Annotated in this window: 23 protein-coding genes and 2 pseudogenes; 13 read left to right on the plus strand and 12 right to left on the minus strand. The window is 45.1% G+C overall.

All coding sequences use genetic code 11. The features are described 5' to 3' along the window. Window positions 1–9 precede the first annotated feature (9 nt). Genes ELS82_RS17650 through ELS82_RS17665 form a run of 4 tightly spaced genes read left to right on the plus strand, consistent with a single transcriptional unit; the run spans window position 10 to window position 4,051 of the window. On the plus strand, window positions 10–1,539 hold the full coding sequence (locus ELS82_RS17650) for an FAD-dependent oxidoreductase (protein ID WP_134836651.1): 1,530 nt from the start codon (window positions 10–12) through the stop codon (window positions 1,537–1,539). A gap of 9 nt (window positions 1,540–1,548) precedes the next feature. Next, window positions 1,549–2,094, plus strand: a complete 546-nt coding sequence (locus ELS82_RS17655) for a carboxymuconolactone decarboxylase family protein (RefSeq protein ID WP_134836652.1) — start codon at window positions 1,549–1,551, stop codon at window positions 2,092–2,094. Between the two features lie 13 nt (window positions 2,095–2,107). Beyond that, window positions 2,108–3,082, plus strand: a complete 975-nt coding sequence (locus ELS82_RS17660; RefSeq protein WP_134836653.1) for an aldo/keto reductase — start codon at window positions 2,108–2,110, stop codon at window positions 3,080–3,082. An 18-nt stretch (window positions 3,083–3,100) separates the two neighbouring features. Beyond that, on the plus strand, window positions 3,101–4,051 hold the full coding sequence (locus ELS82_RS17665) for an SDR family NAD(P)-dependent oxidoreductase (protein WP_134836654.1): 951 nt from the start codon (window positions 3,101–3,103) through the stop codon (window positions 4,049–4,051). Between the two features lie 623 nt (window positions 4,052–4,674). Here ELS82_RS17665 and ELS82_RS17670 read toward each other — a convergent pair. Further along, the gene (locus tag ELS82_RS17670) at window positions 4,675–4,971 is read right to left on the minus strand and encodes a PAS domain-containing protein (RefSeq protein WP_134836655.1); all 297 of its coding nucleotides are present in this window, start codon (window positions 4,969–4,971) and stop codon (window positions 4,675–4,677) included. A 142-nt stretch (window positions 4,972–5,113) separates the two neighbouring features. Here ELS82_RS17670 and ELS82_RS17675 point away from each other — a divergent pair, with 142 nt between their 5' ends. Further along, window positions 5,114–6,130 (plus strand): alpha/beta hydrolase family protein, encoded by a 1,017-nt coding sequence (locus ELS82_RS17675; protein ID WP_134836656.1) that lies wholly within the window; start codon window positions 5,114–5,116, stop codon window positions 6,128–6,130. A 518-nt stretch (window positions 6,131–6,648) separates the two neighbouring features. Next, the gene (locus ELS82_RS17680) at window positions 6,649–6,906 is read left to right on the plus strand and encodes a helix-turn-helix domain-containing protein (RefSeq protein WP_134836657.1); all 258 of its coding nucleotides are present in this window, start codon (window positions 6,649–6,651) and stop codon (window positions 6,904–6,906) included. Window positions 6,907–6,999: 93 nt separating this feature from the next. On the opposite strand, the gene ELS82_RS27360 is transcribed toward ELS82_RS17680, so the two are convergent. Together ELS82_RS27360 and ELS82_RS17685 are read right to left on the minus strand one after the other, a co-directional pair. Further along, window positions 7,000–7,134 (minus strand): hypothetical protein, encoded by a 135-nt coding sequence (locus tag ELS82_RS27360; protein ID WP_279630707.1) that lies wholly within the window; start codon window positions 7,132–7,134, stop codon window positions 7,000–7,002. A 737-nt stretch (window positions 7,135–7,871) separates the two neighbouring features. Then, window positions 7,872–9,002, minus strand: a complete 1,131-nt coding sequence (locus ELS82_RS17685; RefSeq protein WP_134836658.1) for a serine hydrolase domain-containing protein — start codon at window positions 9,000–9,002, stop codon at window positions 7,872–7,874. Window positions 9,003–9,457: 455 nt separating this feature from the next. On the opposite strand from ELS82_RS17685, the pseudogene ELS82_RS26945 reads away from it, so the two are divergent. Further along, window positions 9,458–9,673 (plus strand): annotated as a pseudogene (locus ELS82_RS26945) (HTH-type transcriptional regulator YidZ); the annotation flags it as partial. A 57-nt stretch (window positions 9,674–9,730) separates the two neighbouring features. Here the strand turns inward: ELS82_RS26945 and ELS82_RS17695 are convergent. Then, window positions 9,731–10,300, minus strand: a complete 570-nt coding sequence (locus tag ELS82_RS17695; protein ID WP_134836659.1) for a hypothetical protein — start codon at window positions 10,298–10,300, stop codon at window positions 9,731–9,733. A gap of 175 nt (window positions 10,301–10,475) precedes the next feature. On the opposite strand from ELS82_RS17695, the gene ELS82_RS17700 reads away from it, so the two are divergent. Both ELS82_RS17700 and ELS82_RS17705 read left to right on the plus strand, forming a co-directional pair. After that, window positions 10,476–11,246 carry a class I SAM-dependent methyltransferase gene (locus tag ELS82_RS17700; protein ID WP_167489371.1) on the plus strand — a complete coding sequence of 257 codons (771 nt, stop codon included), beginning with the start codon at window positions 10,476–10,478 and terminating at the stop codon, window positions 11,244–11,246. Beyond that, window positions 11,243–12,097 carry an EamA family transporter gene (locus ELS82_RS17705; protein WP_134836661.1) on the plus strand — a complete coding sequence of 285 codons (855 nt, stop codon included), beginning with the start codon at window positions 11,243–11,245 and terminating at the stop codon, window positions 12,095–12,097. Before ELS82_RS17700 ends, ELS82_RS17705 begins: the two co-directional genes overlap by 4 nt. Before the next feature lie 434 nt (window positions 12,098–12,531). Here the strand turns inward: ELS82_RS17705 and ELS82_RS17710 are convergent, their stop codons facing one another. From ELS82_RS17710 to ELS82_RS17725, 4 genes are read right to left on the minus strand one after another with little or no spacing between them, the layout of a single operon-like run. Further along, window positions 12,532–13,578, minus strand: coding sequence for a sulfate/molybdate ABC transporter ATP-binding protein (locus ELS82_RS17710; RefSeq protein WP_134836662.1), 1,047 nt, complete (start codon window positions 13,576–13,578; stop codon window positions 12,532–12,534). Continuing rightward, on the minus strand, window positions 13,575–14,414 hold the full coding sequence (cysW, locus tag ELS82_RS17715) for a sulfate ABC transporter permease subunit CysW (RefSeq protein WP_341867191.1): 840 nt from the start codon (window positions 14,412–14,414) through the stop codon (window positions 13,575–13,577). Before cysW ends, ELS82_RS17710 begins: the two co-directional genes overlap by 4 nt. Window positions 14,415–14,455: 41 nt before the next feature. Beyond that, on the minus strand, window positions 14,456–15,304 hold the full coding sequence (gene cysT / locus ELS82_RS17720) for a sulfate ABC transporter permease subunit CysT (RefSeq protein WP_134836664.1): 849 nt from the start codon (window positions 15,302–15,304) through the stop codon (window positions 14,456–14,458). Further along, on the minus strand, window positions 15,301–16,347 hold the full coding sequence (locus tag ELS82_RS17725) for a sulfate ABC transporter substrate-binding protein (RefSeq protein WP_134836665.1): 1,047 nt from the start codon (window positions 16,345–16,347) through the stop codon (window positions 15,301–15,303). The genes cysT and ELS82_RS17725 overlap by 4 nt, the downstream gene beginning before the upstream one ends. Window positions 16,348–16,656: 309 nt before the next feature. On the opposite strand from ELS82_RS17725, the gene ELS82_RS17730 reads away from it, so the two are divergent. After that, on the plus strand, window positions 16,657–17,691 hold the full coding sequence (locus ELS82_RS17730) for a sigma-54 interaction domain-containing protein (RefSeq protein ID WP_134836666.1): 1,035 nt from the start codon (window positions 16,657–16,659) through the stop codon (window positions 17,689–17,691). 75 nt (window positions 17,692–17,766) lie between these two features. Here the strand turns inward: ELS82_RS17730 and ELS82_RS17735 are convergent, their stop codons facing one another. After that, the gene (locus ELS82_RS17735) at window positions 17,767–18,081 is read right to left on the minus strand and encodes a helix-turn-helix domain-containing protein (RefSeq protein WP_244230806.1); all 315 of its coding nucleotides are present in this window, start codon (window positions 18,079–18,081) and stop codon (window positions 17,767–17,769) included. Window positions 18,082–18,779: 698 nt separating this feature from the next. Here ELS82_RS17735 and ELS82_RS17745 point away from each other — a divergent pair. The 3 genes and pseudogenes from ELS82_RS17745 (at window position 18,780) to ELS82_RS17755 (ending at window position 22,004) form a co-directional block, all read left to right on the plus strand. Then, window positions 18,780–20,001, plus strand: a pseudogene (locus ELS82_RS17745) (ISL3 family transposase). Between the two features lie 186 nt (window positions 20,002–20,187). Next, the gene (locus ELS82_RS17750; protein ID WP_134836667.1) at window positions 20,188–21,549 is read left to right on the plus strand and encodes a type II toxin-antitoxin system HipA family toxin; all 1,362 of its coding nucleotides are present in this window, start codon (window positions 20,188–20,190) and stop codon (window positions 21,547–21,549) included. Continuing rightward, complete coding sequence (locus tag ELS82_RS17755; RefSeq protein WP_244230807.1) at window positions 21,534–22,004, plus strand: helix-turn-helix transcriptional regulator; 471 nt, start codon at window positions 21,534–21,536, stop codon at window positions 22,002–22,004. Before ELS82_RS17750 ends, ELS82_RS17755 begins: the two co-directional genes overlap by 16 nt. On the opposite strand, the gene ELS82_RS26365 is transcribed toward ELS82_RS17755, so the two are convergent. The 3 genes from ELS82_RS26365 to ELS82_RS17765 all read right to left on the minus strand — a co-directional run bounded on the left by ELS82_RS26365 (window position 21,899) and on the right by ELS82_RS17765 (window position 24,096). Continuing rightward, entirely contained in the window at window positions 21,899–22,414 is a 516-nt protein-coding gene (locus tag ELS82_RS26365) for a hypothetical protein (protein WP_167489365.1), read from the minus strand. The genes ELS82_RS17755 and ELS82_RS26365 overlap by 106 nt on opposite strands. A 96-nt stretch (window positions 22,415–22,510) precedes the next feature. After that, window positions 22,511–23,770, minus strand: coding sequence for a type II toxin-antitoxin system HipA family toxin (locus ELS82_RS17760; protein WP_134836669.1), 1,260 nt, complete (start codon window positions 23,768–23,770; stop codon window positions 22,511–22,513). Continuing rightward, complete coding sequence (locus ELS82_RS17765) at window positions 23,767–24,096, minus strand: helix-turn-helix domain-containing protein (RefSeq protein ID WP_134836670.1); 330 nt, start codon at window positions 24,094–24,096, stop codon at window positions 23,767–23,769. The genes ELS82_RS17760 and ELS82_RS17765 overlap by 4 nt, the downstream gene beginning before the upstream one ends. Window positions 24,097–24,279 lie beyond the last annotated feature (183 nt).

Raw genomic sequence — 24,279 nt, forward strand, 5'->3', positions numbered from 1 at the left:
ATACGAGTAATGAAATTATTGGATGATGACTGCAAGATTTTAATTGTCGGAGGCGGTCCAGTCGGCATGCTTACCGCGTTGGAACTGGCTAAGTTAGGAGTGAAATCGAGGATAATCTCCAAGCACCAACGAACCTCCCCACACTCCAAAGCGACAATTATATGGCCTAGAGTTTTGGAATTACTTTCTAGAACAGGGGTGTCCAAAGAGATTATCTCTAAAGGGCATTACTTCGATAAAATGAAGTATTATTCAAATAAAAAAGAAATCGGTAATATCGATTTTTCGAAACTTAACTACACAAATTATAACTATGGTATAGCGATCCCTCAGTGGAAAACGGAAGAAATAATTGAAAGTTTGTTGAATCAATCCGGTATATATGTCGAATATGGATGTCAATTTGTTCATGGAGAAAACGTTGGAGAACAAGTAGAAGTTTCTTTACTAAGTGATAACGGTAATCAAGAGAATCTCACTTATGACTGGGTAATTGGAGCAGATGGTCGATCGAGCAAAGTTCGAGATTGCTTTGGTTTTGGGTTCGATGGCTTTCAAATGAAAACACGACTGGCCATAACTGATACTGAACTGATAAGCGAGGCAACGAGTAGAGAGGTTGGCTACTACCTTCACCGTACGGGAAATCTTGTTTTGGCACCTATTGGAGATGGACTGTTCCGTGTCGGTGCAAGTGTCCCAGATAATTATGAGGGTGATATCGATCGGGAGTTCTTTAATAACGCACTGGCCGAACGTGTACCGGGTAATAAGTCTCTAGGTAAAATGAACTTTTGTGGCACTTTTGATGCCCACGTACGTTCAGCATCCACTTACAAAATCGATAACGTAATACTTGTTGGAGACGCAGCGCATACCATGAGCCCTTCTGGCGCTCAGGGAATGAACAGTGGGGTTCAGGATGCAATAAACTTGGCTTGGAAGTTGGCTGGCGTTATTAAAAGAGATTTTAGATCTTCGCTTTTGGAGAGTTATTCGCCGGAAAGAAAAAACAGTATCGATCGAATTTCCAGTTTATCAACATTTCTGGCAGACGTTAGCCTCTATAAAAATAGAGCTGCGATATTCGCGCGTGATATGTCATTCAGGGCTGCTTCTAAATCTAAAGCGATTGATAAATACTTTGCCCCTCGAGTAGCCCAGTTAGATATACCTATGGGTGACTTGTCTGAAGGAAAGCTAAAGCTAGAGCCTGGCCGTAGAATACCTTTGGAGTGGGATACGTCTGCTATTGGTCCATATCTTAATCTAAGCGAACATACGATCTTTTTGTGGCCTGGGGATGAATATGTCTACTCCACTTGGGCCTCAATATTCGAGCAAGCCAAGACATCAATTACACACTCACACGTCGTCGATTTAAGTGGCAAAGTACTCGGCTACCTAAAAGATTTACTACCTAAACACCCAATCAGTTTGATTGTTCGCCCAGATGGGTTCATATCAGACATTATCAATATAAATATGCACTCACCCGAAAAATCAATTCAGTCAATTAATAGTAAAATAGCGCAATAAGGAAAAATGATGAATAAACCACGTGTAGATCTTATTCCCGTTGAAAATATGTCTGACAAACAAAAACATGTCTATGAAAAGTTCCCTTCTAACTTAACGAGAGCATTATTACTTACTAAGTGCTCTGCGGGGCCGCATCTAGCGTTAGGTGGGGCGATTACTCAAGGGTACTTAAATGATTTTGAAAGAGAAATCATAGTGATGAGAGTTGCAAAACTCGTCGACAGTGAATTTGAACGATTGATCCATTACCCGCTGGCTATTAAGGCAGGATTATCTGAAAAGGAAATCGATGACATCGAACGCGCCAACTATCAGGATATGCCTCCGAAAAGGCAGGCTATGGTACGTTATATTTCTGAATGCATTCTAGAAGGAAAAGCGTCAGCATCTTCGTTCCGACAACTCAATGAATTTTATACTCAAGGCGAAATCGCTGATGCCACTCATCTTGCTGGCCACTGCTGGATGACCGCAATGTACTTATCAAGTCTTGATATTCCCTTGGATGAGAATCTCGCATCTTGGTCAAGGCTGACTGAGCTGAACGAATAATGGCAGCTCGTTGATGGAATATTGTAATTTAGGAAATTCCGGACTCAAAGTCTCCAGACTAGCACTTGGCTGCATGTCATTTGGCAACCCAGTTCAAGGGGCTCATAATTGGACTCTAAGTAAGGGGGAAAGTGAGCGTATTATCCGCAAATCATTGGATTTAGGGATAAATTTCTTTGATACCGCCAATATATATTCATTGGGCTCGAGTGAAGAGTTTCTAGGTCAGTGTTTAAAAAAATACGCTTACCGTGACGATGTTGTTGTTGCCACTAAAGTTTATGAAAAAATGGTCGACTCACCCAATAGTGGCGGCCTTTCAAGAAAAGAAATCTTTGCGCAAGTCAATCAAAGTTTACAAAGGCTCAATACCGATTACATTGATCTATATATTGTCCATCGTTGGGACGACCGCACCCCAATAGAAGAAACAATGTCAGCATTAAACGATTTGGTTCGTATGGGGAAGGTTCGCTATATAGGAGCTTCATCCATGAGGGCATGGCAGTTTGTCAAGGCGCAGTATGTAGCTTTAATTAATGGGTGGACACAATTTGTCAGCATGCAAAACCACTACAACCTGATCAATCGAGAAGAAGAGCGAGAGATGATACCTTTTTGCTTGTCAGAAGGTGTTGGGGTCACACCATGGAGCCCACTCGCAAGAGGAAAATTGGCAAAGTCTTCTGAAACGAGCCGATCCCGCACGGATAAAGTTCTTGAGTGGTTATACTCTTCCGCGGAGCAATCTGATGAGAAAATAATATCAACACTCAATGATATTGCGAATCAAAAGAACAGTAAACCTGCACACATTGCACTAGCGTGGTTGCTTTCTAAACCAGCGGTAACGTCTCCAATTGTCGGGGCCACCTCCGTAGAGCAGCTAGTTGATAATGTCCGCTGCTTCGATATAGAACTTGCCGAAGAAGAAATCATGGCGTTAGAAAAGTTTTACACTCCGCACACAGCAGCAGAACTTTCCTAAACTAATTTTGAGGTTATTATGAAACTGACTAATCAAACAAAGTCCCCATTTCATGCACGCTCCAAGGCATTAGACGTAGTAGAAGGATTGGATCTTTCAGGTAAAGTCGCCCTAATTACGGGTGGGTATTCTGGCTTGGGATTTGAATCGGTAAAAGCGATGTCAAGTGCAGGGGCTCGTATTATTGTTGGTGCAAGAGATTTTGAAAAAGCTCAAGAGCGATTTCAAGAAATCAATAATGTCATCGCTTATCAATTAGATCTGTCTGATCTCAACTCTGTCCAACGATTCTCATCAACAATGAAAAATGAAGGTATTCATTTTGACTTTGTAATATGCAACGCTGGTATTATGGCTACGCCTGAACAGCGAGTAGGCGCTGGGTTAGAAATGCAGTTCGCTACCAACCATCTTGGACACTATGCGTTAGTTAATTTAATTTGGACAAATATTAATCCCGGAGCAAGAGTTGTGTGTGTGTCATCGGCAGGTCACCATCTGTCGCCAATTCGATGGGACGATATACAGTTTGAAAACGGATATGACAAATGGCTGGCATATGGTCAATCCAAAACAGCAAATGCGCTTTTCGCGTACCAGCTTGATAAGTATGGCAAGGAACATGGAATTCGCGCATATTCATTACATCCAGGCAAGATCTTTACGCCATTACAGCGTCACCTTTCCGATGAGGAAATGGCACAAGAAGGATGGATAGACTCTAACGGTAAGCCGATTGATCCTACATTTAAATCACCTGAGCAAGGAGCTTCAACCCAAGTTTGGGTGGCGACCAGTCCGTTACTTGAGGGGTTAGGTGGACTTTATTGTGAAGATTGCAACATTGCTGGGATGGCGTCTGAATACCAAGAGCCTTTCGTTGGTGCTTGCAGTTACGCACTTGACGCGGATGAAGCTAGTAAACTATGGAAATATAGCGCAGAGGTAACTGGCGTTAACGCGTTTTAGTTTACCAAAGTTTTTATTCGTCTTGACCTTCCCCCGAGATTAATAACTTAACATAGCTATTTTGTACTCGATGAAGTGATTAAGCGCGCGGTTTCGAACCAAGAGAATCGACGTATCGAGCTAGTGGTACGCAGCCGAAGTGACGAAGAGCGCGCATGGTCGCGGTGTAAACGACTACGCCAACGATGTGAATCAGCGGCACCTTATTTACTAACGTCGATATCCAATTGAACCAAGTAGCTCAAGATAAACTTGATTAAAAACTTTAAGAGGTAATGATGTGTGTCCAGTTAGAGATGTCCCAGGGATGCTGCACTTGCCCGTCGAGGCTACATCGTTGCCTTTCTTGAGTCATAGCCCGCTATACGGAGGCCACCTTGATAGGTTTGAAACAAACTCCGGGGATCACTCGGGGCATGCCCGGAACACTCCAACCACTCACGGTTAACGAGACGCTGGCTAACCCGTTCGCCCTACGGCGATAAGGTCCGTCAACCGGGCGCCTTGTGTGAATCCCCCACCGTTTGACTCACCTTGCACATCCAATTCTCTGCGACCAATACACTCATGAGATGAAGCCACTGAATTGGCTTCATTCTGGATATAAAAGGTGAGCATGGTGATCACGGTTTTTCTTCCGAGCGGCTCATAGAGACGTTTTTCATCTTGACCAGTAAAATCAACCAGGATAATGAACAGAGTGCCGCGAGGAGTAACATCGCACTTGAATAAGACGCCATAAAGCCATCGGTGATCATCAAGTCGCTTTGCTGGCTGAGACCGAACAACTCGACACTGGACTGGTTCGCATACAGATACTTTCCCTGTTTGTCTTTTACCATCACCGGGACTGTCATTTGATCAGCGAAATCAACTACATCGCCAATGACACTGTCGCTCAAAGAAAACGTCTTGCTCACGATACTCTCTTAATATACGCACCCATTCCGTTCTATCAGTAAAAGAGAGTCACGAGAATATGTTTATAAATAATTAATAACTAGTTTGGATTGCTGAAGTTCCCCGATAATGCCTCCGATAAACTCAATTGGAGCACACCCTATGAAATGGACACTCTTACTGTTTGCCGCTTTGCTTTCTCTGTCGACCTTGTCGTTCGCCGCTGAGACTGGGTTCAGACAGGTGATCCTCAAAGACAACCCGGCGCGTCCACTGAACACCACCATTTGGTACCCCACGCAAGCGGTGTCTGACCGCATTCGCGTGGGTGACACTGCGCTGTTTATCGGCACAAGTGTCATTCATAATGCCGACCTCAGTCCGGGCAAGTTTCCGGTGGTGGTGCTTTCTCACGGCTATCTGGGAAGTTGGCGCAGTCTGAACTGGTTGGCCTCTGCGCTTGCCCGTCGTGGCTACATCGTCGCCGCCGCGGATCACCCTGGCACCACCGCACTCGATCTCTCGCCACAGCATGCGGCTCAATGGTGGGAAAGACCTCGAGATGTATCACGACTCCTCACATACCTGCAAACCGAGCCCCGCTGGAAGCACGCTCTGGACACCAGCAACATCTCCGCCATTGGCCACTCGTTAGGGGGGTGGACCGTGATGCAGTTGGCGGGGGCCCAAATTGACCGGCCGAAGCTCAAAGCCGGATGTCTGACATTTCCTAGCCCACTGATATGCGAGCTTTCCGAAAAACTGGGGCTCTCTCGTATTCAGGGCACCGAGCCAAACCACAACGACTTATCCGATCCTCGGATTAAGCGCGTGATCAGTCTCGACTTGGGGGTTGCCCGAAGCTTGTCCGTTAAAAGCCTGAAAGAGACTAAGGTACCCAGTCTGATCCTGGCGGCGGGTATCGATATTGTCGAGATCCCGCAAGCCCATGAATCGGGCTATATTGCGGAGCATCTACCTCTGAACCTAAGACGATACAAAGTCTACGAAGCAGCGAGTCATTTCAGTTTCATGCAACGCTGTAAGCCGAGTGCAAAAGCGATGATGGCAACCGAAAACCCCGGCGACAGTATTGTTTGCAGCGATGGGGCAGCCACCCCACGGCTCCAGTTACATCAGGCGATGCTGGCCGACATCGTTGCCTTTCTTGAATCATAACCGATAGTCACTCGGGGGTTGCCCAGTAATTCTTGAAAACTCACGGTTAAAATTCGATTTGGTACAGGCTTTTCTCCCTCCTGCAGTGAGGGCCCTGCTCAGAAGGTCTACTGATGCTGACAACAATCCCCCCAGCAATGGCAGGAAGCAGTATTAATTAGCCAACGGACAGAACCCAATCCGTATGTTGCACATTCTTTTGCAAGATATCATAGGAAATCACACCATCCACATCCGCGGAAAACAACAAATATCAAGCCGGTTATTCGTTCAGCAAAAAGGCTCTCAAAAGCTCACTGAATCTTACTTACTCTGGAAAGTTGAACGATGACTTAAAGCCACCATAAGAGTTGGGGATTCACATTCACGTGTTGATATGCGCACATCCTCATTTAAGGAGGGAGGTTAAAACAAAGAAACTACAATGCTGATGATCTTTTTCCGAGTGTTGATGACCCTAAAATGACTACAACGATATATTGGTAATGTTAGGTATATAGCTAACATTTTGAGGCAGTATGGCTACACGTAGTAACATTGGCAAGCAGGTCAAACAAAGCAGGAAACAGAAGCAACTGACTCAAGCGGAACTCGCTAAAATTACCCGAATCAACAAAACAACGATCTCTGAAATTGAGAATGGCCGCTTTACTGGCTCGTTTGATATCTTTGAGAGACTCCTTGATTCGCTGGACTTACAGTTTTCTGTCATACCTAAGTCCCATTCACTGCCTGATTGGGATGAGATAGAAACACTTTTTTCTGAGGGCGAGTAATGGAAGCGACATTGCCGAATAAAATAACCAGGCTGGATGTACTCTCTGATAGCCATGAGTTAGGTGTCCTTACCCATGGTTTCACACATCTATTTACACCAACTGTTGAACTTGTCGGACGCTTAAACTCAAAATATCAGCAGCATCGGCTCTGCGGATTCGACGGTCACAAACATCTTGAATTACTTTAAAACGGTTAATGTCAGAAGCACTCATAGTCACTAGCATCTCAATGTCCTTAGCTAAGGGCTGTGAACCAAGTTTAGTGAGCTCGTGCTAAAGAGACATTTTAACTTTGATAAATAGTGACATTACAACTTTGCGCTTACATGTCATGTCATGTCAAGTACGCATTACGTACATTATGTTAAATAACATTGTAAGCGCCTGCGAATTCCTATGCCACTCCTCGGTTTCCACCTAATCCATTGAACATAAAGGATTTACCATAAAATATCTAATAAGCAGTATTGATAATCTGTCGATTTCAATATTGCCTATTAGGGTTAAATACATTTAGTTATAGTGCGTTATTATGGCTAAGTTGCTGGCTAAATAGATAGTGTTTACCTAACGAATTGCTTGTGCCCACACGTGCTCAATTGAGCACATTTTCAGAGATGCTTTTATTGAGAAATCCGGGTATCCAGATTGCCCCGGACTCTGTTTTCCACAACGATAAAGGCTCACGTCAAATTCAGTCGAACGAAAAAACGTCCCGATGGTTTCTTGCAATCGCTCATTGTGATCGGCCCTGCTTTCTAACGAATCCGTCACCGAGCACCACTTGTTTAGCAAAACGTTCAAGGACTTGTGTTCCCCATTGAATTCCGGCGCGGTAAGGACAGCAGACTCCGGTGCGAAATGGCTTACCTACGTACTGGATAATATAATATGGCCGCCTGTTGGGGTGCTCTCCTTCCTAAAGACAGAACGCAATTGTGCCTATCTCCAATAGATACCACCTATTCGGAGCCCGCGGCTTCCCACTCAGTCGCACCAGAAAAATGGGACAAGATCTTGATGAGGTCATTGCGCTGCGCATCAATGTCAGGGTTTCGCCCATTAAACAGCGCAACCACAGAATACGTATCATTAAGTCGCCCGATCAGAGCCGAACTGCCCGGCAGTGAACCGAACAGGAACCAAGTGTCATAGCCGAGATAATCGTAATTGCTCCAGGGCTCACGCAGCACATCCGGCACCCGTTCCAATCGATCAATGCGCATTAGAACCTGAACCAGCGACCTTGCATTCGTGGCCATCCCTCCCGCCGAACTTATGTTGGACATGTTGAGTGCGTAAGGCAATTCGAAATACTCAGAGCGGTACTCGACTTCCTCCCCTATTCGACTCACCCCTCCCGAGGCGGTGAGACGGAAATCGGCGATTTGCTTGAACGTATCACGCGCGAGGTATTCGTACACACTCATCCCGGTCACTTTTCGGACCACGGCCCCGAGCACGACATAACCGACATTCGAATAGCTCTCCTGAGCCCCGGGCGAAAAGCTGAGCGGAATTTGGTTTAACAACAACTGGAAAACCGTAGCGGGCGCCAAGTCGGGCTCAAGAAAAAGTCGCCGATCGAGTTGCTGGCTGAGCCCCGCACGATGACGCAGAAGATGGTCAAGAGTGATGGATGCGACCTCAGGTTGGTAGGGTAAGTCCCCCCATTCATTGAACAGGACTCCCGACTCGGAAAAGGGTTTGTCACTCAGCGATACTACACCCTTCTGAGCCAGGTCGAGCACGGCGATCAGAGTGAGTACTTTCGAGACACTCGCGATACGGTACAACTGCTCTGGCCGATTGGCTTGGGGTTGTTTTGCGTATTGTTTGAGGTGCACCAACCGTTCACGCTGAACAATACCAATCACCCCTTGCTCGATCCGGTGAGTGGACAAATAAGACTGGATGGCCTGCTCAAATTGCTTGAGGGTTGAACGCGGGGTTGCCTCCTGAGCTTGCGCGCCTGATTGCCTCACTTCACTTGGTATCCCCTGAGATGTTATCCCGAGATTTTCATCTACCTTGGCGTAGGCCGAGACAGAGAGCAACAAGACGAAACAGTGACAAATCAGGAAGCCGCGCATTCGGTAGCCTTATCGTTGGGATTTGGAGGCGGTGAGGCACTCGCTAAAATTTTGGGCCGATATCTTGCCCTCTCTAAACGTGAGCGGTAGATCAAATTGACCATTACCTTCGATACTCAACGTCTGTTCTCCTGGTGGCCTTAGTCGTGATAACATTCTGAAATTGCCAGCGTTTACCGTTTCTAAACCCAGGAGCCCCGACGCCAGCAGCGCTGAAGGCGCTCCAACGAGTCTGTTCACGAGTGAAATTCGTTCGCTGACACTATCATTTGCCATACTCTGCGCCTCAGGACCACTCTCATGTGATAAAAGAGTTGTTACACATTTACGAAATGGCTCACGGGTCAAAGATTAAACTAACGCGTCCCTTTTCACTGTTTATTAAAAGCTATTTGTTATTATTAATTTCATGAGTGCTGTCCTGTGACGAAGAAGGTATCTGTACGCTAAGAAGGCCCGACCATCAAATGCTAACCACGGCACCAAAGTATTGCCAGCGATACTGCGAACAGCCCCACCCCAACTTAGTCGCCTTGCCTATTCCCATCGCGGGAAAATATCAGCATAAATTACTCATTCCATTGACAATTATTTGGCACAAACGCAATAACCAGAATCCTAAAGTAGGGTGGTTGAGGGAGACGACTAAGACCCTGTATAGTGAAAATTGAACGACGAATGGTTAGCCGTTCGTAGCCCAACGCAAGCCAAAAATTGGTTAGTGGCAATTAGTAGCAACCTGATAACCTTTTTTCATTGTTGATGTAATGTTCATCGAGCCCTAAAGCGGCCAACTGATGGAATGCCGTTTTCTCATTTCCACCCACTGCGAGTAGTTTACCTCTCATCTGTGCCACCAATGCGCACCTCACTTCTCTACCATTTTCCAACGCAAAGGACTCACGAAACATTTGCGCTGCAGTTTTATCCTGTTTGAGCAAAAAAACACTCGTTCCAATGACTTCAAGAAACTCGGAACGACTTTTATGTCTCACACTATCAACTCTGCTTTGAGTCAGCCTATTTATAATTTGTTGTTCATAGCTATCCACGAGAGTATTCGCCGCATTAAGACTTTTTTTCCATTCGTACCTCATACTTTCAAGCGTCAAGTTGTCCGTAGGCAGGTTATATTTGTTGTGTTCTTTAATGGCAGTTTCCACTAAAATTTGTGCTTGATATCTACTCAATTCCAGATCGTTCAAGTTAAAAGAACCAGCGTCCGTAAGCCATTTATCGTCCGTTTTTAAGATCGCTAATGCCAAAGGTGTCCTCAGTTGAGGCCACATTTTACCCATAGATAGATAATTCCGAAATAATGAACCCGACACCATCAACACTTCACCGAAAAATTCAATTAATTCGAAATAAAGTAAAGTATTAACAGATCCAAAATTAATCTTAATTTATTAATTTTGGATGATGTGTGCGGTTATTATTAAGGGCTATCAAACAATCTGGCTAATAATAACCATGGATAATAATGAATACCCTTGGGGGAAAATACGATGGCATAATAAAGAACTCTTTTCTATAGACGACGTTAAATTCCATTTAGTTTCGTGGGGAAGTCCAAAAAAGAAAAGCACCCCAAATAATTTCGTATTAGTGAAAGACCCTTCTTTCTCCAAATCAATGGCTAGAATTTGTGCCCCTTTAACTCCGAAGAACATTGTTGAGTTTGGTCTGTATCATGGTGCTAGCCTCGTCTTATTGGATAAAATCTTCACTCCTGATGCCATCGTGGGCATCGATGAGCGCCAGGAACACCCATCGTTAAGTCAATACCGCAAGAGTTCTCTAGCGCACGCATCCATTACGCCTTACTGCGGGGTAAAACAAGATGATGTGAACACGTTAAGTCATATTTTCGACTTACACTTCCCCAAAAGAAATGTTGATCTGATAATTGATGACTGTAGCCATTTATATGAACCCACAAAAACCACGTTTTTAACCGCGTTCCCTTATCTAACGCCAGGAGGAATATACATCATTGAGGATTGGGGATGGGCACACTGGCCTGGAGAGTTTCAGGAAAAAGAATTATTTCCTGGTACGCCTTTGAGTAAATTAGTCTTTGAGTTAATCATGCTACAAAGTGTTATTCCCAATGTCATTGCTAAGATCGAAACGGACTATCATCATGTCGCAATTACCAAAGGAGAAGACAGTCATTGCGATTATGGAAACTTGTTTGACCTTATAAAGTGTAAGACGTCAATCAAGTTAAAGAAACAATGACTGGCCATGACTATGTTCTGGCTCTCGCTGTTATATTTAGTTCACTAGACAAATGGATATCACGAGTCTTTCTGAAAAAAACGCCTTTATGCAATGAATATTTACTGGTTTATCAAGTCACATGCAGTGTACTCGCTGGGATGTTTGTTATCTTTGAAATCGGACACACTCCGACACTGAGCGACAATAAAACCGACATGCGGGAGCTGTTTCTTTTAATTATATCCAGTATTTTCTCCTGGATGGGATTTGCATACTCGACGTTTAAGGCTCGAGCCTCAATTGAACTAGGCGTTGTTTCGATAATCTCTAAGACAAAGATCATCTGGAGTACTCTGTTCGGAGTAAGCCTTTTAAATGAGACGCTGACTTTCCTTCAAATAATGGGCGTTATACTCATACTTGTTGCTTCAATGCTCATCAGCAAAAGGGACCAAACAAATCATCTTTTTTCCGCCAATCTCCACGCGTGGCTCGCCCCGATTTTTCTCACGGTTGCTATAGGCATTGATAAAGTGCTTACGCTGTACTTACCCTCTAGCATTGTTCTTTTTATCGGTTTTTCTGGAACGGCTCTTTTGACCCCCCTACTGTTTAAAATTCATTATAGGTTGATCAAAACAGTGCTAGTTAACGCAGTAATAACCGCCGCTTGTGGCACAGCGAGCTACTACTTTCTCTTAGAAGTGCTAAACACCAACGCGTTGAGTTTAGTCATGGCCATATTTCAAGGCGCCTTCATCCTCGATGTTCTGTTTGGTTACTTCGTTTTACACGAGAACACCAACCTTAGAAGGAAGGCAGTCTCTTGTTTACTCGCCACCCTTGGTCTTTTCATTTTAGTTTCATAATGTACACCGATTTTGCAGAACGCCAAGTTAAAATGTATGGCGCAAATATTGTTGGATAACCCACCTTGCCATAGTGGTTCGCGACAACTCGATAATCGAGCGTTCATTTTATTCTTCTGTTCATAACTATTGGAGATAAATATGTTATTCGTTCAGCCATCTATGATCGTGAGACTAGTTTTCACAGTATAGAGGCTTCATCAATCAGTCATAAACTATTACCGTGTTTGGGCGCTGATAGCACGAAAACGTGGCAAAAAACTGATCGAAGATAGCCCGGCGCTTGGTGTTCACGCCTTCACTCATACAGCAAGATTGCATGTGAAGACGGTGCACACCCAATAACCAACATACCGAATCTAGGTTAGCCTGATCATTATTTTAGATCCCGTCTCTCTGAAATAAGATGGCACATTAAGGTCAAATGTATTTAGTTATAGTGCATTATCATTGCTGAGTGGCTGGCTAAAACGACATGTCTGTCGCGGCCGTAACCAAATGTGGTCACCAGGCGTGATACGGGAAATCAGAGGATCCTGATTGGCGATTTCCACTTCAATCGACTGCTTGTTCAGCGTTAACGCTTCAATTCTCACAACACACCCAAGCGAAAGTGTTCGGCTGACTCTGGCGAAGGCAGCATCTGACGTCGGCGACGTAAAGACGTCAACATCATGAGGACGACAATACCATCGCTCAGACGTAGCGATATCACCATCATAAGAAAACGTGTAACCACCAGCCGTTTTATACAGCCGATTTGACGACCCAACAAATCGATACACAAATTCGCTCGCAGGCTGATTATACACCTCTTCCGGTGAACCATATTGTTCAACCGTCCCCTGATTCATGACCACTACGCGATCGGCCACTTCAAGCGCCTCCTCCTGATCATGAGTGACAAACAAACTGGTGGTATTCAATGACTGATGCAACTCTCGTAACCATCGTCTCAACTCTTTCCTGACTTGAGCATCCAGCGCACCAAACGGTTCATCAAGCAGCAAAACCTGAGGATCGATGGCGAGCGCCCTCGCCAGCGCCACCCGCTGACGCTGGCCTCCGGATAACTGCGCCGGATAACGCCCGGCTAACCAGTCCAGTTGAACCAGATTCAGTAACTCGTCCACTTTTCGTTTGATAGCCGACGTCGACAAACGCTGTCCTCGCGCTTTCACGCGAAGCCCAAATGCCACATTGTCAAACACACTCATGTGCTTAAACAGCGCATAGTGCTGAAAAACAAACCCTATCTGGCGCTGGCGAATATCCAAACCGGAGATCTCACATCCTTTCACCTTCACTAGCCCCGAATCCGGCCGCTCCAACCCGGCAATCACACGAAGCAACGTCGTCTTGCCACACCCAGAAGGACCAAGTAAGGCAATCAGCCCATTTTCTGGAAAGCGAATACTGACGTTATTCAGCGCCACAAACTGACCAAACCGTTTCGTTAATGCGGAGACCTCGATACTCATGACGACACCTTTCCTTCTTTTTGTTTGTATTCAATCAACGACTGTAAAATAAGCGTGACAATGGCCAACAACGCCAGTAAAGAAGCACAGGCAAATGCCGCGCTGAACTGATATTCGTTGTACACCACTTCAATATGAAGCGGCAGCGTATTGGTCAGGCCTCGGATATGACCGGACACCACCGATACGGCCCCAAAATCCCCCATAGCTCTGGCATTGGTCAGGATCACCCCATAGAACAAAGCCCAACGAATGTTCGGCAACGTGACCGACCAGAATATTCGCCAGCCAGATGCCCCCAGAATTCTGCCCGCCTCCTCCTGATCGCTCCCTTGTGCCTCCATTAACGAGATCAACTCTCTAGCCACAAAAGGAAACGTCACCAACAAAGTCGCAAGTACAATCCCTGGCACGGCAAACACCACCTGGATCCCTAGTACAGACAACCAGTCGTGAAACCAGCCAAACTCACCAAACAGCAAAATCAGACTCAGACCCGCCACCACAGGACTGATCGTGAAGGGCAAATCAATCAAACTCATCAAGATGCGCTTGCCAGCAAAATGAAATTTGGTCAACGCCCAGGCTGCCATTACGCCGAACAACAGATTGAGTGGCACTGAGATCCCAGCAACCAATAGCGTGAGCTTAATGGCTGCTAGCGCATCAGGCTCTCTCAGCGCCGCCAGGTAAGTTTCCCACCCCGCCTCAAAAGCCTGCTTAAAAACCATCACTAGTGGCAGGAAAAGGAACAGCAACATGTACAGCAATGCCACCAGCAAACATACCCTTTGTACCCACAGCGGCTCCGTCGTCGCCTCGGCATGAACATACATCGAAGGACGTGATACCGACACCTCTGAATTCATCACATCCGTCATACCACACCTCCGGAATGGGAGTGATACCGCCTCATCAAACGCCCCTGAAGCCCATTAATAACCATCAAGATCACCAGCGAAAATGCCAGCATGCTACACGCAATTGCCGTCGCACCGGTATAGTCAAAACGTTCCAGCCTGGAAACCACCAGCAACGGCGTGATCTCCGAAACATAAGGGAGGTTGCCCGCAATGAAAATCACCGAGCCGTACTCCCCTATTCCCCGCGCCAGCGCGAGCGAGAACCCCGTCAACAACGCCGGGAATAATTGAGGGATGATAACCTTACTGACCGTTTGCATTCGCGATGCGCCCAGTGAAGCCGACACCTCTTCTATCTCGCACTCAAACGCCTGCAGGATCGGCTGCACCGTCCTCACAACAAAGGGGAACCCCACGAAGATAAGCGCCAGGGTGACCCCTACTGGCGTATACGCCACTTTTATGCCGACCGCCAGAAGCCCTTCTCCCAATAAACCGCGCGGGCCATATATCGCCACCAAAGCAATGCCAGCCACTGCCGTCGGAAGGGCAAAGGGCAAGTCAATCAGTGCATCAAAGATTCGCTTTGCCGGAAAGCTGTACCGGACCAGTACCCACGCCACCAAGGTACCAAATACCACATTCATCGACGCCGCAAACAAAGCGGTCCCGAACGAAAGACGAAAGGATGCCAGTACCTGTTCATCGGTGATCACAGTCCAGAGCTGTGAAGCAGACATCGACAACGTCTCCCCCACCAGCGCCGCGATAGGTAAGAGGATAATCAGACCGACGTAAAACAGGGTGTAACCTAAACTCAAGCGAAAACCTGGGATCACCGTATGTTGTTTCCACGCACTCATTCTGGTCGTCTCGGGGCATAAATTTCATCAAACACTCCGCCATCAGCGAAATGCGTCTTCTGCACCTGAGCCCAGCCACCAAACAACGGGTCGTCAACTTTGACAAGATGTCGTGCAGGGATAGGAGCAAATCGCGCCAGATCCAGAGGGCTTGTCAGATGAGGATAAACGGGACGAAAATAATGTCTGGCAGCTAGGCGCTGTCCTTCTGGACTGTAGAGATAATTCAGATAAGCCTTCGCCTCATCGAGCACACCGTTTTTTTTGGCTCGCTTAGTCATGACCGCGACGGAAGGCTGCGCCAGAATGCTCATTGAAGGAACCACAATGTCAAACTGATCACCCAGATTCAGTCTGTTCGTTGCAAGCAGCGCTTCATTTTCCCAAGCGAGTAAGACATCCCCAACGCCGTTTTGCACAAAGGTATTGGTCGAACCGCGCGCACCCGAGTCTAAAACTGGTACGTTGCGATACAACTGGCCCACAAACGCCTTAATTTTCTGTTCATTCCCCTCAAAGGCTTGGTTTGCGTACGCCCAGGCCGCCAGATAATTCCATCTTGCCCCTCCCGAAGTTTTGGGGTTGGGGGTGATCACTTCAACCCCATCTTTGATTAAGTCGTCCCAATCCTGAATGTTCTTCGGGTTCCCTTTACGTACCAGGAAAATAATCGTTGAAGTATAAGGCGCGCTGTCTTCCGCCAAGTCCTGCTGCCAGTCGTCGTCAAACAATTGTGTCCGTTTCTGTACCGCGTCAATATCATAGGCCAACGCCAGCGTCAGAACGTCAGCTTGAAGACCCGCGATCACCGCACGCGCCTGACTGCCTGAACCACCATGTGATTGCCGGATCGTGACCAACTCACCCGTCGTTTCTAGATAATGTTTCACAAACGCTCGATTGAACTCAGCATAAAACTCACGCGTCGGATCGTAAGAGACGTTCAGCAATGTTTTTTCTGCATGAACTGGCAATGACAGAGTGAGCAGTACACAGAGCAGTCCCCCCAAGTTGAAATAAAAATGGCTAACCTTTTTGTTCATATCAATCCCCTTATGGTTGATGATGCGTTGGCAAACAACTCCACGCCGTCTTAGTCCCTATAATCAAAAACAGTGCCAACCAGTAAGTCATTGTATTAAATGAATTTATTAAAATTTCCACTTACACTTTCAGCGACGAGCCGCGGTTTATCCTCGATATGTCACGGAATTTCAGTGACCACTTTGCGCCCGCGATTTTTTGCAGGGGTGTTTATAACTTTCTCTTAGGCCATGGAAGAAAAACCTATTTCGCCTGAACACTGCCTTCTTTTACTCTGAACGTCGCGACACTAAAAGGGAGGGACTTGTATGATCATAATCGGCCAGACTAAAGGGCTTAAAAAAACCATGCGTAACGTACGTCTCGTTGCCAAGACGGATTCATCCGCGTTGATTTTGGGGGAGACCGGTGCCGGCAAGGAGATGATTGCTCGGTATATCCATGAACATTCATACCGAAAAAAGCAGCCCTTCATTCGCGTCAACTGCGGGGCGATCCCCAGTGAATTGATCGATTCAGAACTATTTGGTCATGAAAAAGGGAGTTTTACCGGCGCCACTCATCGAAAAAAAGGCTGGTTTGAACAAGCCGATGATGGGGTATTGTTCCTAGACGAAATTGGAGAGCTGAGTTTGCCCGCTCAGGTACGTTTACTGCGTGTCCTTCAAGAAGGGACGCTCACTCGCGTCGGCAGTGAACAACCAATTAATGTCGATGTGCGCATCATTGCCGCCACACATCGAGATCTTAACAAAGCCGTCAGTCAAGGACGCTTTCGCGAAGATTTACTTTTTCGCATCAACATTTTCCCCATTTGGCTTCCGCCACTGAGGCAACGATTTATCGACTTAGACGATCTCTGTAAACACCTGTCACACAAAGCCTCGACAAAATTAGGGCTCCCGGTTCGCTTCCCTACCGAAAGCCAGATAGAGTATCTCAAGCAATATGACTGGCCAGGAAACATCCGTGAGCTCCAAGGCATCATTGAACGAGCCGCGATTTTGGGGGAAGGACACTATCTGGCGATAGAAGATTCACTGGTACTCTCTGATCCATCCCCGCCACATACATCCGAAACTCATTCGCCACCCACTACCCAACGGGATCGCCCCCTGACGCTCGATGAAGTCATTCGTCGGCATATCGTTCAAACGCTCAACGACTGTCACGGGCGTATCGAAGGCCCATTTGGCGCAGCAAAGCGGCTGGATGTACATCCCAGTACACTTCGATCGAAAATGAAAAATCTGGGGATCGGTCGTCAGTCTGCTCATCACGATGAGACCAACCCTGTCTTTCCCGTCGGAGTTAGCGGTGTTGGTAGCACCACAAAGCGCTAGGGGTATGCCTCCCTGCGTTACCCGTACCTTGTCGTTGAATGTTTAAGCCTTCAACGTTCTCGATCTGCTTAATCATCAGTTATCCTCTGAGTTGAACCAAAAACCAAGATCATCAGAGTCATCTTCTAGCTTATTTTTGCCAAATTCACGTTGGCTATCCTCGACTAGGAAAGATGTCGCTTTACCTCTCTTAGGAACAATAGAAAGCTCTAAATCAAGCCCTTCCAGCACTCTAAGCAAGGTCGATAGTTTTACGTCACTACCCGCTTCAATGCGTTGATACTGTTGCTGCTTCATGCCGATTCGCATGTACATATCTTTTTGTTCAATACCTAGCTTTTTACGTTGCTCAATGAGCAGCGCTGCAATTTCATCAATATTCTTCAACACACACCTCAAACAACTTTTAAGTTGTACAAAACACAAAAAACAACTCATAAGTTGTATTGTAAATATGGACAAATAAGCTAGGTACTGAGGAAATTCGACCTATCGAGGAGAAAAATTGGGGTAACCTCAATGAATAGGCACACCGTAGGTGTACACCAACAAAAATCAAACCAAACATAAGCAAATTTACACAGCAACTTAAATACATAATTTAGATGCCGCCAGCGATATCCAAAAGAACAGCAACATTCGAATGCATCATGTGTAACTGCCAATGGCAAGCTTCATTGCCAGGGCAACCTACCAGCCCTAAATGCCATAGCCACCTATACGCTAACGAAATCTCTTCGAGATAAAAACACATCAAGTGTTCATTTACTTCCCCTGTTCATTTTTTATGAACAAACCTAAAAAATGAACAGAACCTGATACTCCCAACTTTTGTTTCTCAGGCTCGAACTCTTTAAATAACTAATGAGTAGTTAAAGTTACATAAATGAAGAAAAATCAAAATAATGAGTAGTATAATTATCATTATTGGCAAATACGTCTTCCAATCAATCACCGATGAAATTTATTTAAAGCGTGAACAGTGGCTATTTTTAGATTCTTCGCGGATTAGCGGGAGCAGAAACAAAAACGGCAGTTAATGGTATGGTTACATCATCAAACACAACCTTCCAAAAACTACCGTTTTCATGCCGAATAATACTTTCCTATCTTCCTTCTATAAAGGCTTTCAGATCATAAAGTCCCACACAACTAATTCTTTAATAACAATCACTTTAAAGCCTGATCCCACAGCTATGTGTCAATGTGGTCGCACATCTAACTCTGTCCATGACTATCAGTGGCGAGTTCTAAAAGAAGCCATGATGTTCGATACTCCTGTTGAGCTTGTGGTACAAACTCGACGGATAAACTGTTCTTCTTTTGGAGTCAAAGCCGAGGCAAGATCTTGGGTTGCTTCATATTCACGAATTACAAATCGTTTAAAAGGTTATATCGAGAAACTGCTCCCGCTGTTACCCATCAAGCATATCTCCGAGCTGACTGGAGTGCGTTGGCATACGATTAAGGAAATGGATAAACAACGTCTTAAACGAGTTGTACCAGAGGTGCCTTGGAGTGATTTGCGTCAGCTTGTTATGGACGAGTTCACTATTTTTAAAGGTCATCGGTACGCTACCGTCATCGCTGACGCACAAAGTCATCAAGTGCTTTGGAGTGGCATAGGCCGAAGCCGAAAGGACATTCGCCCTTTCTTTGAAGAACTTGGTGATAATGCTGCTAACATTGAAGTTGTGGCGATGGATATGAACACCGCTTTTGATCTCGAAGTGCAGGCGCATTGCCCAAATGCGCGTATTGTCTATGACTTGTTTCATGTCGTGGCTAAGTTCAGTCGAGAAGTCATGGACAGAGTTCGTGTAGACCAAACTAATCAACTAAAGACTGACAAAAAAGCTCGTCGTTGAATAAAACGTTCTCGATGGGTTCTTTTGAAAAACCGAGAGAACTTGAGCATAAAGCAGCAAAGCTATCTTGATGAAATACTATCGATTAACCGAGACCTCATGGTAACGCACTTACTCGGGGCTCACCTCAAGGAGCTTTGGTATTGTGACTCCGAGGAACAAGCTCAAGGATTATAGGAAGTATGGTGGCAGCAGGTGTGGCATACAGCCTCTCATCAACTTCGCTAGAAAACGTAAACCTTACCTTCACGGTATCGTAGCATCGGCTTCATATCATCTGAATACTTGCACGCTAGAAGGGATCAATAACAAGATAAAACTGATCGAACGGATGGGCTATGGCTACAGAGACACGGACTACTTCTTTTTAAAAATAAAAGCGGCCTTCCCCGGAAACCGCGATGAACCTATTTTTACCCACAACACATATGGAAATAACTAACTCTTAATGAGCAAGACGCAATACTGTATGCTCCGCACTACCATGCAAATTTGAACAACGAGCTGATCTCTAAACTGGAAGCCTACACAGGCTTCCTTGCCCGCTAATGAGTAATATCTTATACATTAATTGATAAAACCAAGCCTTATGAGTATTATACTACTCAGGAATAGAGTGGAGTCCTCAATGGAAGAATTAAACATACAAGCTTTTGTCAAAGGTGAATGGTTAGACATTGCTGTCATTTCATTTCCTAAAAGTGAACAGAACAACTTCCGAGTGACGGAACTCAATTACCTCGGAGACTACGCATTAGAACATCACGAAAAGGATGACCTACACGCCGTATCAATGAACCTACCTGTATCTTTTTTCTTTGATGATATGGGGAGGCCTGGATGGCTAAGTTTTCTTGATGACATCATGCCAAGTGGAGCAAGCAGACGCTATTGGGTCAAACATCTAGACATTGAAGATCTTTCAATTGATGAACAAAACTATGTTTTATTAAAGTTTGGCACAATGTCGCCTATCGGCAACTTGCGAGTAAAAGACTCTCTACCCGAACGCTATGAAGAGTCCGATACCCTCTACTTTTCTTTAGACGATGTAAAAAACCGCGCAAGTGATTTTTTAGATTATGCTCAACAAAGAGGGGCTGCAGCAGGCGGCGCAACAGGTGCAGGTGGTGAAGCACCGAAACTAATATTGCGTTGCTCTACTGGAGATACAGATCAAAATAAGATATGGATAGACCCTTATCAAGATGATAACACCAACCAAGATCCACACTATTTAGTTAAGTATCCTAGAGGCTCAAGAAGCACTGTTGACTGTAATATTCTTCGAGCTGAGTTCTATTATTATCACGAACTCACCGCTATGGGTTTTGAGACCATCCCAATCCAAAATATGCGATTAGAAGAAGGATTAAACTACCCTTCTTTATGGTTACCTAGATTTGATATTCGTTTTAACGAAGAGCAACAGATTGAAAAATTCGGAATGGAGTCCGTTTACTCCATTTTGAATAAAGGAGCAGGCGTTACTCTAGAGCATGAAGCGACGATTAGAGCGTTAATTGAAAAAATCACCCATAGTCATATGGTGCAAAATCAAGGGTATAAATTTGATGTTAGAAGCTTTGTTGTAGAGTGGGTTAAGAGAGATTTACTCAACATCCTATTTGGCAATAGCGACAATCATGGTAGAAACACCTCATTCTTGAAAGGTGATGGTTATATTAAGTTAGCCCCTATCTACGATTTTGCTCCAATGAAAGCGGATCCTGAAGGTATTCCAAGAACGACAAAGTGGAAAGCCCCACTAGAAGTTGGAGGCACTTACAATTTTATCGGTATTACAGAATCACTGTCTGACCTTGTACCGAGCGAGTTTTTGCTTAACGAGCTTAGAGGTACCGCAAAAAATTGTCTCGATCTTAAAGAAAGACTGATAGTGCGTGGTGTTCCAGAGCAGATCATTGAAATGCCAGCGATTGGATTAAATTATATTCCTGAAAAATTGAAAAAATGGGGGTTGTTATGAGTTCATCCAAAGAGTCTATAAATGATGTAGTTAATCGTCTCCGACATAATCGCAAACAGGTCTCTAGCTCTCACAAGACAAACAGCCATGATAATGTGAAAGCTGATACTCTTAATCTCGGAGTTCGAACTTCTCAAAGAGCATCAAAAAAGACTCTACCTCCAAAAGCGGCCGAACGTACCAGGATAGTAAATCAAATAGTTAAACAACTATTGTTTGGCGAACTAACTCAAGGTCAGGCACTAAAAGAGCTTCGAATCAATGTGCTGGGTTTAAAACAAGATGTTTACGCAAAGCTCGTAGATGTGTCCCGAAAAACACTCTCTGATATAGAGAATGATCGTGGTAATTACAAAACGGACATATTGAATAAAGTCTTCAAACCTTTTGGTCTAAGAGTTGGTCTGATACCGTCCTCATCGAGTATGCTAAACGCATTACTCGACAATAATTGATACTTTAGTTCAACTCCCCTAGCTCGAGGATCAATTTTCAGGTGTTCACTCAGTGCAGCAATTAAGACAAGGTAGCTATTTCGCTCCTTCCAAGCCAAAGACTGCTCATCTCCAGTCGGTGTTGGCTTTACGGGAGCCTCATCATCTTGAGCTGAAATGAACCTATCTAATTCTTCTTTTCGAATGACTAATGTGTGTGCATAATAATTAAGGGGTCGGCAATCAACTCTGCTCTCGCTGCGATCCAGTTTGCGGCCCTCTGGTACCACATGAGGTCCTTCATCTATCTGCGACTCAATCCCTTTTAACTTATAGTAGAAGCCATTTTTCTTGAGAATTACTGAATCAACTGGGGAACACTCCCAAGCAACCTCCCCTATTGACTGCATGTAAAGCGCATTGAGATCCATGAATTCTCTGCCAAACAAGGATAGGTCAAAGATACCCTCAGTGTAAAAAATCTCTTTAGCTTAAATAACTTGCTCATCTAGTTCTCTTTTTTGCGTCTACAGGGGAATTCTGAAGTCATCACTCAACTTGCCCCAGTGTTTCTTTAGCGCGTCTTTTTGCCCTTCCTCCATGGGAAGCTCTTGCAGCAAATCAGGCCAGTTTTTTCGAGCCAGGTTCATCACATCAATCAGGTGTGGCTTAATCGCAACCCACGGTGCTCCAGATTTCTCAGCCCACACTTCAAAGTGTTTCATGGTGATTTCAAACCATTGCTTGGTTCCTACCATGTTCAGCGCAAGGCTGTCATTTTCTATATACGGAGAGGTGAATAGCACGTCATAAAGGGGCGATAAGCGTGGGGAGTAAGCATCACTATAAATCAACGTCCAGTTTTTGAGGTGTGCATCGCCGTTTCCTAGCAAGATGTTAATCAGTAACCTTCTTACCATCTGCTGAATGTCTTTCAATCGTTCAGAGCTAGATTGATAGAGCACGTTACCTAGTTGCTCATAATTAATCCGTTGATATTTGTCCGAAGGGTAAAGGCCGAATACTTGAGCAAAATCTTCAGTATGGATACGCCCCTCGGCACTACGGTCGAATCGCTTGATGCCATAGGCATATTGCTCATCCGGTAATTTAATACTGGGTAGCCCCTCAAGTTCTTTAAGCTCGATTAGCCGAATTTCCGGAATGTCTGCTCCCGCAGCCTCAGCCAGCTTCATACAGGTATATTCATTGACGGGTACACCTTTGTGAACCGTAGATGGGGTTTTAATAATCCACATATCCTCAGAAATCTCTTGATCGATATGGTATCGGCCATCTAGATGTGACGAGGAAAACTTCATTTGTACGCCTGCCAATGAAAACTTGGTATCAGCATGTTTAACATTGATTTGTTGAGGCTCTGTCGATAATCGCTGCTCTAACGCCCAATCGGGCACATCACCCGCTTTTATCGGCTTAGCGATTAGTGCTCCTGGCAAGTTAGAGCCTAAATAGGCAAGGATTGAAAATTCGTTGTTTACGTGGCATTGGAGCGCTTTGGCTGTCAGCTCTCTCAATGTTCCCTCTGGTAACAGATTGGATAATACAGGCGGGATTTTATCGGTCCGAATCTGAGGTTTACTTAAATAGCCTGGATCGCGCAGTTGCCTCAAGGTAAAAACAGGCCGTTTATCAGCTGGCACCGCAACAAATTCGGGATTGAAGGTCAGTATATTTTTCCCACCAGCATAATGCGCAATGACAGCAACATCGATACCGTGTAGTTGGATGTTTAAGCCTTCAACTTTCTCGATCTGCTTACTCATGAGTTATCCTCTGAGTTGAACCAAAACCCAAGGTCATCAGAGTCATCTTCTAGCTCACCTTTACTTTTGCCAAGTTCACTTTGGCTATCTGGTACCCTCTCGACTAGGGAGGAGGTCGCTTTATCTCTCTTTGGAACAATAGAAAGCTCTAAATCCAGCCCTTCCAGAACTCTGAGCAAGGTAGATAGTTTTACGTCACTACCCGCTTCAATACGTTGATACTGTTGCTGCTTCATGCCGATTCGCATGTACATGTCTTTTTGCTCGATACCCAGCTTTTTACGTTGCTCGGTAAGCAGCACTGCAATTTCATCAATATTCTTCACTACACACCTCAAACAACTCTATTGTTGTATCAGTTACCACAAACAACATATTAGTTGTAAACACCCCCTCAAACAACTTTAAAATTGTATTTTGTATCATGAACAACTCAGGAGTTGTTTCGTTGAGATGGATGAGAGAATTAGATTCTGAGGAAGTGCACCCTATTTGGGTGAAAAATGGTG

Origin of the sequence: Vibrio ouci (assembly GCF_004551525.1) — a bacterium.
Lineage (GTDB): Bacteria > Pseudomonadota > Gammaproteobacteria > Enterobacterales > Vibrionaceae > Vibrio > Vibrio ouci.

What these genes read in the sequence shown, in the direction of transcription:
- ELS82_RS17755 (WP_244230807.1), top strand. Translation starts at nt 21,534, where the DNA reads ATGGGGGTTGTTATGAGTTCATCCAAAGAGTCTATAAATGATGTAGTT.
- ELS82_RS17695 (WP_134836659.1), bottom strand. Translation starts at nt 10,300, where the DNA reads ATGGGTAAAATGTGGCCTCAACTGAGGACACCTTTGGCATTAGCGATC.
- ELS82_RS17665 (WP_134836654.1), top strand. Translation starts at nt 3,101, where the DNA reads ATGAAACTGACTAATCAAACAAAGTCCCCATTTCATGCACGCTCCAAG.
- ELS82_RS17655 (WP_134836652.1), top strand. Translation starts at nt 1,549, where the DNA reads ATGAATAAACCACGTGTAGATCTTATTCCCGTTGAAAATATGTCTGAC.
- ELS82_RS17685 (WP_134836658.1), bottom strand. Translation starts at nt 9,002, where the DNA reads ATGCGCGGCTTCCTGATTTGTCACTGTTTCGTCTTGTTGCTCTCTGTC.
- ELS82_RS17650 (WP_134836651.1), top strand. Translation starts at nt 10, where the DNA reads ATGAAATTATTGGATGATGACTGCAAGATTTTAATTGTCGGAGGCGGT.
- ELS82_RS17760 (WP_134836669.1), bottom strand. Translation starts at nt 23,770, where the DNA reads ATGAGTAAGCAGATCGAGAAAGTTGAAGGCTTAAACATCCAACTACAC.
- ELS82_RS27360 (WP_279630707.1), bottom strand. Translation starts at nt 7,134, where the DNA reads ATGCTAGTGACTATGAGTGCTTCTGACATTAACCGTTTTAAAGTAATT.
- ELS82_RS17675 (WP_134836656.1), top strand. Translation starts at nt 5,114, where the DNA reads ATGAAATGGACACTCTTACTGTTTGCCGCTTTGCTTTCTCTGTCGACC.
- ELS82_RS17710 (WP_134836662.1), bottom strand. Translation starts at nt 13,578, where the DNA reads ATGAGTATCGAGGTCTCCGCATTAACGAAACGGTTTGGTCAGTTTGTG.
- ELS82_RS17730 (WP_134836666.1), top strand. Translation starts at nt 16,657, where the DNA reads ATGATCATAATCGGCCAGACTAAAGGGCTTAAAAAAACCATGCGTAAC.
- ELS82_RS17700 (WP_167489371.1), top strand. Translation starts at nt 10,476, where the DNA reads ATGGATAATAATGAATACCCTTGGGGGAAAATACGATGGCATAATAAA.
- ELS82_RS17725 (WP_134836665.1), bottom strand. Translation starts at nt 16,347, where the DNA reads ATGAACAAAAAGGTTAGCCATTTTTATTTCAACTTGGGGGGACTGCTC.
- ELS82_RS17680 (WP_134836657.1), top strand. Translation starts at nt 6,649, where the DNA reads ATGGCTACACGTAGTAACATTGGCAAGCAGGTCAAACAAAGCAGGAAA.
- ELS82_RS17750 (WP_134836667.1), top strand. Translation starts at nt 20,188, where the DNA reads ATGGAAGAATTAAACATACAAGCTTTTGTCAAAGGTGAATGGTTAGAC.
- ELS82_RS17660 (WP_134836653.1), top strand. Translation starts at nt 2,108, where the DNA reads ATGGAATATTGTAATTTAGGAAATTCCGGACTCAAAGTCTCCAGACTA.
- cysW (WP_341867191.1), bottom strand. Translation starts at nt 14,414, where the DNA reads ATGTATGTTCATGCCGAGGCGACGACGGAGCCGCTGTGGGTACAAAGG.
- ELS82_RS26365 (WP_167489365.1), bottom strand. Translation starts at nt 22,414, where the DNA reads ATGGATCTCAATGCGCTTTACATGCAGTCAATAGGGGAGGTTGCTTGG.
- cysT (WP_134836664.1), bottom strand. Translation starts at nt 15,304, where the DNA reads ATGAGTGCGTGGAAACAACATACGGTGATCCCAGGTTTTCGCTTGAGT.
- ELS82_RS17705 (WP_134836661.1), top strand. Translation starts at nt 11,243, where the DNA reads ATGACTGGCCATGACTATGTTCTGGCTCTCGCTGTTATATTTAGTTCA.